The 13741-nt window shown below is 43.9% G+C and carries 13 protein-coding genes and 1 pseudogene; 4 read left to right on the forward strand and 10 right to left on the reverse strand.

What is annotated here, in order from left to right; translation table 11 throughout:
* Positions 1-78: 78 nt before the first annotated feature.
* Together ACHUFI_RS05870 and ACHUFI_RS05875 are read right to left on the reverse strand one after the other, a co-directional pair.
* On the reverse strand, positions 79-510 hold the full coding sequence (locus tag ACHUFI_RS05870; protein ID WP_394247411.1) for a hypothetical protein: 432 nt from the start codon (positions 508-510) through the stop codon (positions 79-81).
* A gap of 156 nt (positions 511-666) precedes the next feature.
* Positions 667-1563, reverse strand: a complete 897-nt coding sequence (locus tag ACHUFI_RS05875) for a Tim44 domain-containing protein (RefSeq protein WP_394247412.1) — start codon at positions 1561-1563, stop codon at positions 667-669.
* A gap of 194 nt (positions 1564-1757) precedes the next feature.
* Here ACHUFI_RS05875 and ACHUFI_RS05880 point away from each other — a divergent pair, with 194 nt between their 5' ends.
* The 3 genes from ACHUFI_RS05880 (at position 1758) to ACHUFI_RS05890 (ending at position 5252) form a co-directional block, all read left to right on the forward strand.
* Positions 1758-2354 (forward strand): TetR/AcrR family transcriptional regulator, encoded by a 597-nt coding sequence (locus tag ACHUFI_RS05880; RefSeq protein ID WP_394247413.1) that lies wholly within the window; start codon positions 1758-1760, stop codon positions 2352-2354.
* A gap of 10 nt (positions 2355-2364) precedes the next feature.
* Positions 2365-4239 (forward strand): MFS transporter, encoded by a 1875-nt coding sequence (locus ACHUFI_RS05885; RefSeq protein WP_394247414.1) that lies wholly within the window; start codon positions 2365-2367, stop codon positions 4237-4239.
* A gap of 92 nt (positions 4240-4331) precedes the next feature.
* On the forward strand, positions 4332-5252 hold the full coding sequence (locus ACHUFI_RS05890; protein WP_394247415.1) for a YeiH family protein: 921 nt from the start codon (positions 4332-4334) through the stop codon (positions 5250-5252).
* A gap of 5 nt (positions 5253-5257) precedes the next feature.
* Here the strand turns inward: ACHUFI_RS05890 and ACHUFI_RS05895 are convergent, their stop codons facing one another.
* Both ACHUFI_RS05895 and ACHUFI_RS05900 read right to left on the reverse strand, forming a co-directional pair.
* Entirely contained in the window at positions 5258-5431 is a 174-nt protein-coding gene (locus ACHUFI_RS05895) for a hypothetical protein (protein WP_394247548.1), read from the reverse strand.
* A gap of 100 nt (positions 5432-5531) precedes the next feature.
* A pseudogene (locus ACHUFI_RS05900) lies at positions 5532-6116 on the reverse strand (LysR substrate-binding domain-containing protein); the annotation flags it as partial.
* On the opposite strand from ACHUFI_RS05900, the gene ACHUFI_RS05905 reads away from it, so the two are divergent.
* Positions 6061-6204, forward strand: a complete 144-nt coding sequence (locus tag ACHUFI_RS05905; protein WP_394247549.1) for a hypothetical protein — start codon at positions 6061-6063, stop codon at positions 6202-6204. The pseudogene ACHUFI_RS05900 and the gene ACHUFI_RS05905 overlap by 56 nt on opposite strands.
* Before the next feature lie 61 nt (positions 6205-6265).
* Here ACHUFI_RS05905 and menE read toward each other — a convergent pair whose 3' ends face one another.
* The 6 genes from menE to ACHUFI_RS05935 form a co-directional block, all read right to left on the reverse strand.
* Positions 6266-7699, reverse strand: a complete 1434-nt coding sequence (gene menE / locus ACHUFI_RS05910) for an o-succinylbenzoate--CoA ligase (RefSeq protein ID WP_394247416.1) — start codon at positions 7697-7699, stop codon at positions 6266-6268.
* A 42-nt stretch (positions 7700-7741) separates the two neighbouring features.
* Positions 7742-8731, reverse strand: a complete 990-nt coding sequence (menC, locus tag ACHUFI_RS05915; protein WP_394247417.1) for an o-succinylbenzoate synthase — start codon at positions 8729-8731, stop codon at positions 7742-7744.
* A 72-nt stretch (positions 8732-8803) separates the two neighbouring features.
* Positions 8804-9670: a 1,4-dihydroxy-2-naphthoyl-CoA synthase gene (gene menB, locus ACHUFI_RS05920; protein ID WP_394247418.1), complete on the reverse strand. Its 867-nt coding sequence runs from the start codon at positions 9668-9670 to the stop codon at positions 8804-8806.
* A gap of 46 nt (positions 9671-9716) precedes the next feature.
* Entirely contained in the window at positions 9717-10517 is an 801-nt protein-coding gene (gene menH, locus ACHUFI_RS05925) for a 2-succinyl-6-hydroxy-2,4-cyclohexadiene-1-carboxylate synthase (RefSeq protein WP_394247419.1), read from the reverse strand.
* 9 nt (positions 10518-10526) lie between these two features.
* Complete coding sequence (menD, locus tag ACHUFI_RS05930) at positions 10527-12254, reverse strand: 2-succinyl-5-enolpyruvyl-6-hydroxy-3-cyclohexene-1-carboxylic-acid synthase (protein WP_394247420.1); 1728 nt, start codon at positions 12252-12254, stop codon at positions 10527-10529.
* Complete coding sequence (locus ACHUFI_RS05935; RefSeq protein WP_394247421.1) at positions 12251-13558, reverse strand: isochorismate synthase; 1308 nt, start codon at positions 13556-13558, stop codon at positions 12251-12253. Before ACHUFI_RS05935 ends, menD begins: the two co-directional genes overlap by 4 nt.
* Positions 13559-13741: the final 183 nt, after the last annotated feature.

A 13741-nucleotide genomic window follows, 5' to 3' on the forward strand; every position in this document is an offset into this window, starting at 1 on the left:
GTCCCCCTCCACCATATTCTACATAGAAACAAAAAAGCCAACTCATTGAGTTGGCTTTTTTGTTTAATATCTAAAGAGTTAGCGAAAGTTCTTTGCATCTAAACGCTCGATTAGGTCAGCGGTCACTTCCCCATTCTCAAGCTCAGTTACATTGCCTATTTTCAACACTATCGTGTTATTCGACATCGGTTTAGACTTAGCGATCACACTCCAATCTCGGTCACTCTCTGGGTTTTGCTTTACTCGCAACACGTAATATATTGATTTTCCGTCTTCTATTGCCTTAAAAAGTTTATTACGTTCACGAAGCATTTTGTCCATAAGCTGCTTCGTCGCATTTTTTGAAATCGCCTCATCAAGTGAACTACAAACATTCACCGTCCGATTTTTCATATCGATGGCATTATTCCACCCAAGATAAAAGAAAGACTCGTCATTTTCACAAGACCAATCGTACGCACTTCTCAATGGCGCTTTCAAAACAACAGAACAAAAATCAGTAATATTCATGCGATAACCTCAAAATAAAACACACCATACTATAACATAAATAGCTTATAACGGTATCGAGTGAAAACTTATTCTAAAAGCCAATAAAAAAGCGCCTACCAATTTCTCGGTAGGCGCTTTCATTCAATGACTAAATTGAACTTTATTAGGGTAGAATTATCCTTGAATACCTACGATCAACCAAGGTGCATTTGGTTCTGTAAGATCACGCTCTAAGTGCCAAATATCTTCAATATTTTCTTCGACATCTTCAGCAGCATCACGGTATCGACCGCTAAACTGCAAGCTTAATTGAGCTTTAGTTGCATCATAGTCCGCACGAACAATTTCCGCGTCTACGTACATTACATCAGTGTGTTGCTCACCATCCAATTTCGCACGCTCTGCTTTCAAGTCTTCAAACAAGCTTGGCGACACGTACTCTTCAATCGTGCTTAGTTCATTGTGGTTCCAAGCTCCTTGGATAGTACGGTAGTGTTCACGAGAACCGTTAATAAATGCCGCTTGGTCAAACCCAGGTGGGTAGTTATGAGGGATTTCACTTTGTGCGTTGAAACCGCCGAAGCCACCCGCATTACCAGACTGTTCAAAGTTATGAACATTCGCATTGTTTTGCTGTGGTTGCTCAAATTTATTCTGGTTCATTCCACCGAATGCTGGCTGCTGTTGATGCTGATTCATCGAACCGTGCTTAGCACCTAGCATCTTTCGCAAGAACTTAAATGCGAAGAAAGCAATCAAGCCCATGATCAGGATATCCATAAACTGAATACCTTCAAATGCACCACCAAAGAAAGCAGCAAGCAAACCACCAGCAAGTAAACCACCTAGTAGTCCACCCATTAAGCCTTTTTTGCTAGAGCTCTTCGCCCCGGTTTTACCAGCTTGATCTTGTTTAATTGTGTTTGTATTTTGCTGTTGCTGTTTAGGTGCCGGAGCCGTTTTGAAACTTTTACCAAACGACTTACCACCACCAAACTTTTTCGCTTCCGCGATTGGAGTAACCGCAACTGAAACCATCAGTATGGCGACTAGCGAGAAAAAACGTTTCATTGTTATCCTTTGTAGAGGTTGTTCTATCGACTCCCTAATCATACTAGTTAACATTGAACAATGAAATATTCACATGAATTACACATGTATCAGAATATTGCCGTAACACTTCTCACATAGGCAAGTGAAGTAGTTGACGCTAATACACGGCAAGCATAAAATATTGAACGATGTTCATTTATTAGAAGTTAACCATGGCGCGCAGAAACGATCATACCCGAGAGCAATTAATTCAACTTACTTTGGAAACCGTAAAAACGTTTCTTGATGAGCATTCCTACCATGAATTAAGCTTGCGAAAAATCGCAAATATGATCGGTTACGTTCCAAGCACCTTGGTTAATGTGTTTGGTAATTACAATCTACTGCTTCTCCACGCCGTTGCACAAACCTTAGATGAACTAGCAGAAGAAGCACAACAAGCGGTACAAGATTCGACTGCTCCTCAAGACGCTTTATTCAAACTTGCCTATTGCTACCACGACTTTGCCCTCAAGCACCCTCACCGTTGGCAGTTAATCTTCGAACACAACATGAATGGCGAAACCCTCCCGGAGTGGCAAGCAAAACGTATTGATGGCATGACTGGCATGCTCGAAAGCCTATTAGCCGCCTTAGCGCCTGAGCGCTCACAATCTGACGTATTAAAAGCGAGCCGTGTGCTTTGGTCTGGTGTACATGGGATCACCTTACTCAGCGTCGACGATAAGTTTTTCTCTTCCGAACCTATTGATGGTAAAGAGCTAATCAATAATCTAATCTCAAGTTACCTCACTAATTGGTCCGAGTAAGGGATAAATAATGTCTCACAACAGCCAAACCTCGCTGTTAACTCAAAAAAGGTTCCTTCCTTACTTCATCACTCAGTTTTTTGGAGCCTTTAATGACAATATATTTAAAAACGTTCTACTGCTTTTTGTAGCTTTTGCCAGCGTTGATGCCCTACCCATTTCTAGCCACCTATTTATTAACCTTGCGGCTGGCTTATTCATTTTGCCTTTCTTTCTATTCTCAGCCACCGCAGGGGTATTAGCCGATAAGTACGAAAAGTCATGGCTGATTCGCCGGGTGAAACTACTCGAAATAGCCATTATGTGCCTTGGGGCGATTGGGTTCATTTTCGAAAGCTACGGTGTTTTGTTGCTCCTGCTGTTTCTTATGGGAACGCAAAGTGCCTTCTTTGGGCCCGTTAAGTACGCTCTACTACCGCAACAACTCAAGGCGAAAGAGCTTGTTCCTGGAAATGCACTGGTTGAAACGGGGACGTTTTTAGCAATCTTGCTAGGGACGTTAGGCGCAGGAGTGATAGCTTCAGCTGATAATGCGAAATACGTTGCTGCGTTTTGTGTCGTCACTTTTGCCGTACTAGGTTATTTATCCAGTAGTCACATTCCTGAAGCCCCTGCAGGTGCACCGAATATCAAGCTAAGTTGGCAACCGATTCGCTTAACAAGAAATACTTTAGTGATCGCCAAAAAAGATCGCACGATCTTCCAAGCGTTAATGGCTATCAGTTGGTTTTGGTTCCTTGGTGCTACTTACTTAACTCAATTCCCTAATTTCACTAAGCTTCACCTTAATGGTACAGAAGGGGCGGTTTCGTTCTTACTGGCCCTGTTTTCAATAGGCATTGCTGTAGGTTCCCTGGCTTGCGATAAATTATCCAACCACAGAATTGAAATCGGGATCGTACCAATTGGTAGCTTGGGCATTACCATTTTCGGGTTCCTGATGGCAACAGCCATTCCCGAAACATTACCGCAATTTTCTTCTTTCAACGACTTCGTTCGTTACTCAGAATTGTGGCCACTCTTTGCTTACCTGCTGCTTCTAGGCGCTTCAGGGGGCGTCTTTATTGTGCCGCTTTATGCGTTGATGCAGCAGCGTGCAAAAGAAAATGAACGCGCTCAAGTTATCGCCGCGCTCAACATTTATAACTCACTGTTCATGGTGGGGAGTGCCATCTTAGGCATTATTTGTTTGACCGTTCTTGATCTCTCAATCCCACAACTATTCACATTGCTAGCAGTCCTAAATGCGTTAGTCGTGGCTTACCTGTTTTATCAAGTGCCTATTTTTGCCGTCCGATTCATCATGTGGATTGTCACTCATACAATGTATCGCGTGACTCATAAAAACCTTCATCACCTACCAGAAAAAGGTGGTGCACTCATCGTATGTAATCATGTCAGTTACATGGATGCGCTATTGCTGAGTGCGGTATGCCCACGCCTGATTCGCTTCGTGATGGAAGAAGATTATGCCAACCTTCCTCCTTTGAAACGCTTTTTGAAACGCGCTGGCGTCATTCCTATTTCCGCTACAAACAGAAAATCCATCCGTCGCGCATTCAACGATGTAGAACAAGCACTTGAAGAAGGTCATATCGTCTGTATTTTCCCCGAAGGGAAGCTAACTTCTGATGGGGAGATTGGCCCATTCATGAGAGGAATGGACATCATTATCCGTCGCTCGCCCGTTCCAGTGATCCCAATGTCACTAAAAGGATTATGGGGCAGCTACTTTAGTCGACATAAAGGACAAGCCTGTAAAGGCTTACCCACTCGATTTTGGACTAAGCTTGAGATAGAAGCGGGCGCTCCTGTCCCTGCGCACCTTGCATCAACAGAATTAATGCATGACGCCGTATCTAAGCTACGTGGAGACATGCGTTAAGTTTTTATTAACGCATGTTCAGATCCTTTAGACTTACTTACCGACCTTCACTTGGTAAACTAGTCGACTACTTCAAGCTAATAAAAATAATAATGAAACCAAAACAGATCATTCCATTCGCTCTTGCAGCTCTTTTCTGCTTATCACCTTGGGTGACTTCGCCAACAGCACTCGTTATCGGTTTTTTACTCGCCAGTTTAGGGCTTGTTCCCCAAGAGCTGCCTATCGGGAAACTCACTAAAAAACTGCTCGCCTATTCTATTGTGGGCTTAGGCTTTGGTATTCAATTTCAACAGGCACTTGCCGTTACAGGAAACGGCATAGGCTTAATTGTCACCACCATTATTGGCACGCTATGTGTTGGGTGGGTATTGGCGAAAAAGATGGGACTAGATAAAACTACCGGCTACTTAATCTCCTCTGGTACCGCTATTTGTGGCGGTAGTGCTATAGCTGCGGTGGCTCCTGCGATAAAAGCGGATGATGAACAAATTGGCTTAGCTCTCGCGACCGTATTCGTTTTAAACTCCATCGCTCTATTTGTGTTCCCTGTGATAGGTCATGCTCTAGAGCTTGACCAACATACTTTCGGTACTTGGGCTGCCATTGCGATTCACGATACCTCATCTGTTGTCGGTGCCGCGTCTGCGTACGGTGAAGAAGCGCTAACAACTGCCACTACGCTTAAGTTAGCGAGGGCTTTGTGGATCATCCCTATTGCGTTCGTGAGTGCACTGCTCTTTCGCAACGAACAAAAAAAAGTAACCATTCCCTATTTCATTCTTTTTTATTGTGTCGCCATTTTTATTAGCGACGCATTTCCCCAATTTGAAGCCATGTATCAAGGGATCTTCGATGTATCAAAGCGTGCACTCGTAGTTTGTTTGTTCTTAATTGGGTGTGGGATTTCTGTAGAGAAGCTTAAAGAAGCAGGACCTAAGCCACTGATATTTGGGGTAACAATGTGGGCTATGATTTCTTCAGGTTCGTTGGCGTGGCTGACATTGGTATAAGGATCTTAGGATTCTACGCTGGTCGCAGTGGTTGGCTTCGAGGCTTTTCGGTGATCAAGGACTAACGCCGCGACTAGCAAAAATGCAGTTAACTCCGCCATAGAGCGCGTCAGTCCATCACTCTGAATCGCCACAACGATTTGTATTATCACCGCTAGCACTAACATCACTCTCATCATTTCACTCCTTATTCAATAACCCTTAATAATCGAGTTTTATTATGAGTGATAGTTATAAGAATACTAAATTCAGTTTTGAACTAATTAATTTCTAAATTAACTAACCTAGCTGATCTTCAATCCATTTTATGAATGTTTTCACCTTCGGCCTCTTCTCTGTACCCAGCGGGCAGAGCAAATCATAACCTAGGTTGGTATCCATGCTTGGGTATGGTGTAACAAGCTCACCTGTTTTTATGTATTGCTTCACGAATTGATAACGTCCCATCGCTACACCCACATCATGTAGTGCACTTTGCACTCCCATATCTCGGTGACTTACGCAGTAAAATTGCTCGAAGAGGTCCACATCGACTTCCATATACTTGATCCAACGCTGCCATACGTCAGAACCTAATGCATGAATAAAATTAATCCTATGAAGATAATCTAACCCATCGTCAAAAATCTTGAGTTTTTCTGCGTAACTCGGAGTGCATACTGGGATGTACTTTTCACCGAAAAGGCGCTTACGATGCATGTCTTTTAGATCGCCGCCACCATAGTAAATGGCGATATCTAAATGATTCTGGTGGAAGTTTTGTTCCTCTTGAGAAAAGATATTCAGATTAAATTTAGGGTATCTTTGCTTGAAATCTGCCAGTCTAGGAAGCAGCCAACTATTTGCAAAAGCAGGCGTCGTACCCGTCGGTAAAGGTGGACTGCAAGTCATCATTGGCCTTGGGAAAGTAGATAAAGTTGCAGAGCAAATGAAGAAATCGCTCGCAAACTAATAGAGTAACAAAAAGTGGTGACTCACCATCACCACGCCACCTGAAGTGCAGAAACGCCTAGTCACCGTGTCTGCACTTCTTTTTCGTTTAGCCAATCCTTTAACGCTTTACGCGACACTTTTATTCCCGTATTCATCAGCGCCTGCGGCAGTTCATAGTAATCAATTGGCCATTTAAACCTTTCTAACTTCCCATCCAAAAAACTGTGGTAATCAGGCAAAGCTATTTTCCGGCTGGTCTGAATAATCGCGACGGGTCTTTGGCCAAATTCTTCATCGTCGACTGGAATGATATAGGCCTGTGTAACGGCCGGGTGCGCATTCAAAACCCTTTCAATTTCTTCACAATGGATATTTTCCCCACCAGAAATGAATTGATTATCAACACGGCCAACGATCTGAAGTTCTCCGTCTACCCAGTTTCCTAGATCTTTGCTATCAAACCAACCCTCCACATTTCTCAGAGGCGTCAGCTTGCCTTGGAAGTAGTAGCCACTCGCTAAGGTATCACCTGATATAAAAATCCTCCCTTGATCGATTTTTATCTCCCTATACAGCAACAAAGCACCTGTGGTATTGGTCCCATCAACCATCTTGGCTGTGACAGTGGAAGCAGCTTCTGTCATGCCATACCCGAGCCAAGTTTCAATGCCCATACCTTGGGCCTGCTGTGCAAGTTTCACCGGAATATGACTTCCGCCGAGCAACACATGCGTCAGAGAGAGTGATTGATTACTCTCTATCAATCGGTGTAACTGAGTCGGAACCAAAGAAGCATGAGTGCAACCTGTCGCGTCTAACGCAAGTTCTCCACTACCGACTTTTAGGCTTGCGCCCGCTAAAAGCCATCGATGAACAATCGCTAAGCCGGACACATGATATATAGGTAGGCTTAACAGCCAGCAACCTGAAGGCTCATACTTGATGGCATTGAGTAAACCTTTCGCCGAAAACAGATGCTGTTCAAGATTGTAAGCCACGGCTTTAGGGTTACCCGTTGATCCTGACGTAAAAATAATGGAAGACAAGCGACTTTGGTCCTGCCGCTCTACCCTTTCAATCCGCTCCCCTTCCATAAGTGCGTCTTGCAGCGGAGACACCTCTATATTTCGTATACCAGATAGCTCAGGTTCACTGCCCCGTGATTTAGAGTGATGTGAATAGAAGATACAAGGTTGATTACTTGGAGGGTAAAGCGTATCGAGCTTATGTTTAAGAGAAGTATTTGGCTGAGGCATGGTGAAAGCACACACCACCCCTAGCTCTAAAGCGGCGATATAAACCATCACCACTTCCGGGCTATTTTTTCCGACAATGGTTAGAACGTCGTTACGGGTTAGTCCTTGCATCGAAAGTTGATGCTTATAAACCCCTACTACCTCATCAACTTGCCGCCAATTCAAAGTGCAATAAGAAGTCTTGAAAGCCGTTTGCGTTGGGCGCTCTTGGGCCCAAAGCTTCCAATAGGAAAGAGGTTCTGAAAATAAATCAGCCATCGAAATACCAAAAGTAAATGGCTTAATAGCCAAGAGTTGTTCTTATGAATGCCAGATCAATTCTTGCTCGTCGAGGCAGCTAACTGGTAAATCGCAATTAGGCCAAGTTATTTCCAATTGCTGTTGAAACAAACCAATCGTATCAAGCCCAGGCACTTCTTTAGGGACTTTCCAATTCGCGAGTCGCGCCAACTGATTCAACCCTAAGCTCGTCTCAAGACTAGAGCTAATAACAGCTTGTATTCCTAATTTCTCAGCATTCTCAATTAATGCAACGCAGCGTTCAACCGAGCCAATTAACGTAGGTTTAATGACAATGGCTTTAGCACCTGTGAGATCGTCTAATGAGAAATCGTTACGTTTCACGGCGTGTTGTAGGGTTTCATCCCAAGCGATAGCAACACCGGTATCGATAGCAAAAGACAAGCTGTCTTCTGGTTGCTGACACGGTTCTTCTAAAAAACTGATTCGCTGACGAAGTGAAGGCGCGACATACTTAATAAATTGATTCGCTTTCTTAGGCGTCCAAGCTCGGTTCGCATCAAGTCTCAGATGCAGATCCGGAATAGACTCTAAGAACAGACTAACAAGCATGCCGTCACGAATCGCTTCGTATAACCCGACTTTCACTTTCGCCACTTTTTGCCCTTGCATCTCATTAAGAGCGGGGATCAATTCATCGGGATCACCGCTACACAAAGGCGCAGCTTGATAGTTACCAGTTACGGGCAATTCACCGCTTAGCTCTAATTGCGCCATCGATAAACCAAACGCGACTGACGGATACAGCTCTTTAGTTGGCGTAGGCTCATGATGATTAATCCAAATCTCTAATTCGGCTTGGATTTGTATCCCAGCTTCTTCAACCGTCTCAGTACTAAAGTGCGGTAATGGGGATATCTCTCCTAAACCAACATCCTCACCTTCTTTTAGCTCGATAACGTAGCCCACGCGCTCCGTTAATTTGTTTTCACGAAGAATCACACCACTATCCATTGGAAGTTTGTAACGGTAAAGCTTAGCTTGGCGCATAGATGGGTACCTTGTAGCAATGAGAAAAAAGAAGCAGCCTGAAGCTGCCTCTAGTTGAGAATAATTTAATGCTTATGGATTACGAGGGAATTTATCGAAGTCCGGACGACGCTTTTCGTTAAACGCGTTTCGACCTTCTTGGCCTTCTTCTGTCATATAAAACATCATGGTCGCATTGCCCGCTAACTCTTGAAGGCCAGCTTGACCATCACAGTCCGCGTTTAGGGCGGCTTTCAAGCAACGTAATGCCATTGGACTATGCTGCAGAACCTCACGACACCAACGAACTGTTTCTTTTTCAAGGTCATTGGTTGGAACGACCGTGTTGACCAAGCCCATATCAAGTGCTTCTTGAGCATCATAAAAACGGCATAAGAACCAAATCTCACGTGCTTTTTTCTGACCAACAATACGCGCCATGTAAGAAGCGCCCCAGCCACCATCAAATGAGCCCACTTTAGGACCAGTTTGACCAAACTGAGCATTTTCAGCAGCAATGGTTAAGTCTGCCATCATATGCAGAACATGACCGCCACCGACTGCCCACCCAGAAACAGCAGCAATAACAGGTTTAGGGCAAGTACGAATTTGACGTTGGAAATCCAATACATTGAGGTGATGCGTACCCGAATCGTCTTGATAACCGCCGTAATCACCACGGATACTCTGATCACCACCAGAGCAAAATGCTTTCTCGCCTAGCCCCGTTAAAATAATCACCCCAACTCTCTCGTCATAACGAGCATCGGCTAGCGCATTGATCATCTCTTTGACCGTTTGAGGTCGGAACGCATTGTGCACTTGCGGACGAGCGATAGTGATTTTGGCGATGCCATCTTCTGATTTATGGTATTGGATATCTTCATAACCAGTACTGCAATCATTCCAATGTACTGCTGCGTAAAGTTCTTCTTCGGTGATGCCAACTGTTTTTGCCATGGTGGTTCCCATTGTTCTCTTAGTTAGCCATGGTTCATACCATGGTCTAGACGTTACTTTGCTTCTTTATCACATCGCTAAATTGTTCTGGTTGCTCAAAATGAACATTGTGCCCAGCAAAATCAATTTCGCTAAATTCAAAACCACTTAGTGTCGCTAGATCTATGAATTTTCGATCTTTTTTACCACAAATGTAATGAATCAAATGTTGATAAGTACTCAATGTAGCACGTAAATCTGGTTGCTTTGCTAACGAAGTAGATAACAACATACTTGCTACGGATACTCCAAGGTTACCACTACGCTTTAACACTAAAGTTTGTCTTTGCTCATGGTTTAGTGAAGAAAAAACACTTTGTTGATACCAATCGGACAAAACCTCATCAATTGGTTGCTGTGCAAATCGAATTGCCCATTTCGTATCGTTAACTAGTCGCTGGGCTTTTTCTTCTTCGCTTTCTAAACCGAAGTTCCCCCCTTCCACAATCAACTTAACCAGATTTAGCTTATCTAGGTATCCGTTCGCCAAACTGTACATAGCAAGTCTTCCACCCAGTGAGTAACCAATAACCACAACGGGATGGTTTGCTGCTAATCCGATTTGCCCTATTTGACAAAGAATCGTTTGTTCGAGCATTTGGCATGTAGGCTCAAAACCTTCAGAATCCACAAAGCGGCTCTCGCCATGCCCTGGGAGATCGATCATCAATTTATGAAAGTTAGGAAGGTGCTCGATGCATTCATTCCAATCTTCGCCACTTCCTAACAATCCATGCAAAAAAACCAGAAGGGGCGTTTTAGATGGGCAAGAACCAGATACCGCAGGTTGTAGTGTCGAAGAAAGCATAAAGGCTCCTTAATTGAGCGATTCCATGAGTAGACGAGTAAACTGCTTCAACTGTTTAGACGCTTGTTCGGGAGGGGTTTTGACTTCAACCAACAATGTCCCCTTACCTGAACTAAAGTGGTTTTCAATAGAGGATTGATATGCGCTGAGCGTTTCAGGTTGACAATAACCTAATTTAAATTGAAGTGCTGCGTGCTCAAAATCAAAACCATGAGGTAACTGATAAAGTGCTTGTTTTTGTTGCTCAGGTACGGGCAATAAGTCGAAAATTGCACCGCCATCATTATTAGTGACCACAAGCACCATAGGCGCTTCGATGTGGCTTAACAAAGACAAAGAGTTTAGGTCATAAAGTAATGAAGTATCCCCGACCAGCATTAACGTGGGCTTTTGCGTTTTTTTAAGCACACCCGAGGCAGTCGCCACCAATCCATCAATACCAGAGGCCCCTCGGTTGCTATGTACTTGGTCAGCGTCAACCTTTGAAAACATGTCAACTAAACGAACGATTAGGCTATTCCCTAAAAATAGATCCCTATTGTTAACTCTAGCAGACAAATCAACGGCAATAGCCAGTTCGGTTAGGTGGTCTCCCCCTAAAATTTGCGCCTGAGACAGTTCCCCTACTCTATTCGAGAAAGAACACATATCTTTCCCCCACCCAAAGCTTCTAGCGTTAAGCAAAGGTTTCGGATAATAATTAACGAACTGTTCAACAGACGAAATGATATGAGTCTGAGGCAAGTGAGATTGGTTGATTTTATGGTAATGCTTCGAAACCACTACGTATTGGTGAGACAAAAAGTTTGTACACTGCGTGACTAACCATTGGTTTAGCCTTTTAGATACAATCCTTTCTCCGAACTGAATCACAAAGTCGCATTCAGCTAGCTGTGTGATAGCCCCTTTTGATTGCATCCATAAATCGTAGTGAGCCCATTCGCTCGAAATACCAGACTGTGGATCGCATAATACCGGCCAACCAAGCTGTGATGCCCATTGATATGCATGCTTGGCTTCTTCAACACTCACAGAGCCAATGACAACAACCCCTTTCGCGTCAGCATAGTTTGCACTCATTACTCCTGTGCAATGGCTCTGAGAATCAAAATTAGGATACTCTGAGTAGGGGCGTTCGCTTCCTTTCCAGTGCTTTACGGAACTTAGATATTCAGCATACTGGTTTTTATCGCCGTCTGAATACAGTGGCTCAGGAAAAGGACAATTGATATGTAGCGCACCACCGAGCTGCTTCTGTTTCGCCGCTAAATGGTCAACCGATGTTAAAAGCCAATTAAGTGGCACACTGACACTGGGACTAGGTAAGTTCAAGGCATCGGTCACGTGAGAAGAAAAAATACCAGATTGAGCGATGGCTTGATTTGCACCACACCCGATAAGTTCCTGCGGACGATCGGATGTTAAAACGATGAGCTTTTCACGAGTTAACCCCGCTTCTGCGATTGCCGGCAATAAATTCGCGACGGCTGTGCCAGAGGTAACAATAATGGCGACAGGATTATCGCTAGCTTTAGCTAAACCTAACGCAAAAAAAGCGAGGCCCCGTTCATCAAAATGGCTATGCAGCGTTAAATTAGGGTTCGCATCTGCTTCTAGTGTCAATGGTGTTGAGCGCGAACCTGGTGCCATACACACATCCGTTATCCCTAAACGAGATAGCTCTTCTAAGAGTGTTTCACACCATATCCGGTTCAGTACTGCTTGATCTAGGCTCATGACGCCACACCAAGAGGCGGATGATCGGAAATCAAGCTCAGCAATGTAGACATCTTTTTATTTAACTCTTGCCACTCAAGTTCAGCTTCAGAGCCCGGTACAATGCCAGCGCCTGCAAATAGCTGAACTTGGTCATTAACAATCAGGGCACTTCTTATCGCTACACAGAACTCAGCCCTTTGGTGGCTAATAAACCCTACAGATCCCGCATACCAGCCGCGTGCAAATGGCTCGTGCTGAGAAATGAAATCCAACGACTCTTTACGAGGTAATCCGGCAACCGCTGCCGTCGGCTGTAATGCAGCCAACAGTTGCACACCATTAACTCCGGGCTTTAATTCTGCGTGAATGGCGCGCTTTAGATGTTGCACCTTACGTAGCCTCACCAAGCGAGCATCAGCTTCCACATCAACATTGGTAGAGTGCGGAGTCAATCGGTCAATAATGTCATCAACAACATATTGGTTTTCGTTAAGATTCTTTTCATCTTGTGATAACCAATTTGCTAGCTCCATATCCTTAGTCGCGTTTTGCCCACGACCGGTAGTCCCCGCAAGCGCCTCCGTATGAAGCGTTGCACCATGACGGCTATAGAGTCGTTCTGGCGTCGAACCAATAAAGCTGTGCTTCGAATCCAAAATCAACATGAAGTGAAAGCTATTATGATTTTGTAAGTAGCTTGCTTTAAGTAATTGTGCGGCATGGATAGGAACATCCAGACTCAACGTAGTTTTTCGCGCTAATACAACCTTTTTAAAGGCATCATTCTCTATGCCGTTAAGAACATTGCTAACTAATTCGTCCCACTGCGGTCGTTCAGGTAGGTGTTGAATGTGATTGATGTGAGCACTTAATGGCGGTAACGATCCGGCATCGATTTTCAGTTTAGTTAACGCTGCTATTTCGTTTTGCTTGTCAGAACTTAAATTAACTGCCAAAGACCACTGTTGGTCGAAGCGAATCAATTCAATTTGAGGTAGGAAAAACAAAGACGACATACAGCGTCGATTTTTATCGGTGTTACCGTCAAACGAGCGCCCTCCCCAAATCCTCTGTTCATCGCCTAAAATGGCGTATGCTGGAGCTGGATCGGTAAAGGTGTGAATTTTGCCCAGCGCAACGACTTCTTCCCTAGTATCGCGAGATTGCCAATAGAATTTCGGAAACATTGGTTGAGCATGAAGCCACTCGATGAAAGAAAATGTAGGAGCTTGTTCTAAAACCTCGACGCAACGTGCTTCCTCAGCTGAGGCATTTTGAACCCGCTTTATTAACGCAGAAATAGCTTGCTGAAAATGTGACAAATCGACCTCGTCCACATCAAATTTATTATTATATTAATAGGATACTCTATGGATAGACCCCATTCAGATCAAGAATGTATAAAATGTTTTGCACATTCCTGTGATTCCAAGCGAACAAAGCTTATCCGTTAATTCGACAAATCATAGATTTTTATTCTATCAAAAGGGAATTTAAGGTACTTT

Origin of the sequence: Vibrio profundi (assembly GCF_043642225.1) — a bacterium.
GTDB lineage: Bacteria > Pseudomonadota > Gammaproteobacteria > Enterobacterales > Vibrionaceae > Vibrio > Vibrio profundi_A.

Bases quoted from the DNA above. Each gene is read 5' to 3' on its own strand.
- ACHUFI_RS05875 (WP_394247412.1), bottom strand. From the start codon at position 1,563: ATGAAACGTTTTTTCTCGCTAGTCGCCATACTGATGGTTTCAGTTGCG.
- menB (WP_394247418.1), bottom strand. From the start codon at position 9,670: ATGGCAAAAACAGTTGGCATCACCGAAGAAGAACTTTACGCAGCAGTA.
- menE (WP_394247416.1), bottom strand. From the start codon at position 7,699: ATGGCTGATTTATTTTCAGAACCTCTTTCCTATTGGAAGCTTTGGGCC.
- ACHUFI_RS05895 (WP_394247548.1), bottom strand. From the start codon at position 5,431: ATGATGAGAGTGATGTTAGTGCTAGCGGTGATAATACAAATCGTTGTG.
- ACHUFI_RS05880 (WP_394247413.1), top strand. From the start codon at position 1,758: ATGGCGCGCAGAAACGATCATACCCGAGAGCAATTAATTCAACTTACT.
- menC (WP_394247417.1), bottom strand. From the start codon at position 8,731: ATGCGCCAAGCTAAGCTTTACCGTTACAAACTTCCAATGGATAGTGGT.
- menD (WP_394247420.1), bottom strand. From the start codon at position 12,254: ATGAGCCTAGATCAAGCAGTACTGAACCGGATATGGTGTGAAACACTC.
- menH (WP_394247419.1), bottom strand. From the start codon at position 10,517: ATGCTTTCTTCGACACTACAACCTGCGGTATCTGGTTCTTGCCCATCT.
- ACHUFI_RS05890 (WP_394247415.1), top strand. From the start codon at position 4,332: ATGAAACCAAAACAGATCATTCCATTCGCTCTTGCAGCTCTTTTCTGC.
- ACHUFI_RS05885 (WP_394247414.1), top strand. From the start codon at position 2,365: ATGTCTCACAACAGCCAAACCTCGCTGTTAACTCAAAAAAGGTTCCTT.
- ACHUFI_RS05870 (WP_394247411.1), bottom strand. From the start codon at position 510: ATGAATATTACTGATTTTTGTTCTGTTGTTTTGAAAGCGCCATTGAGA.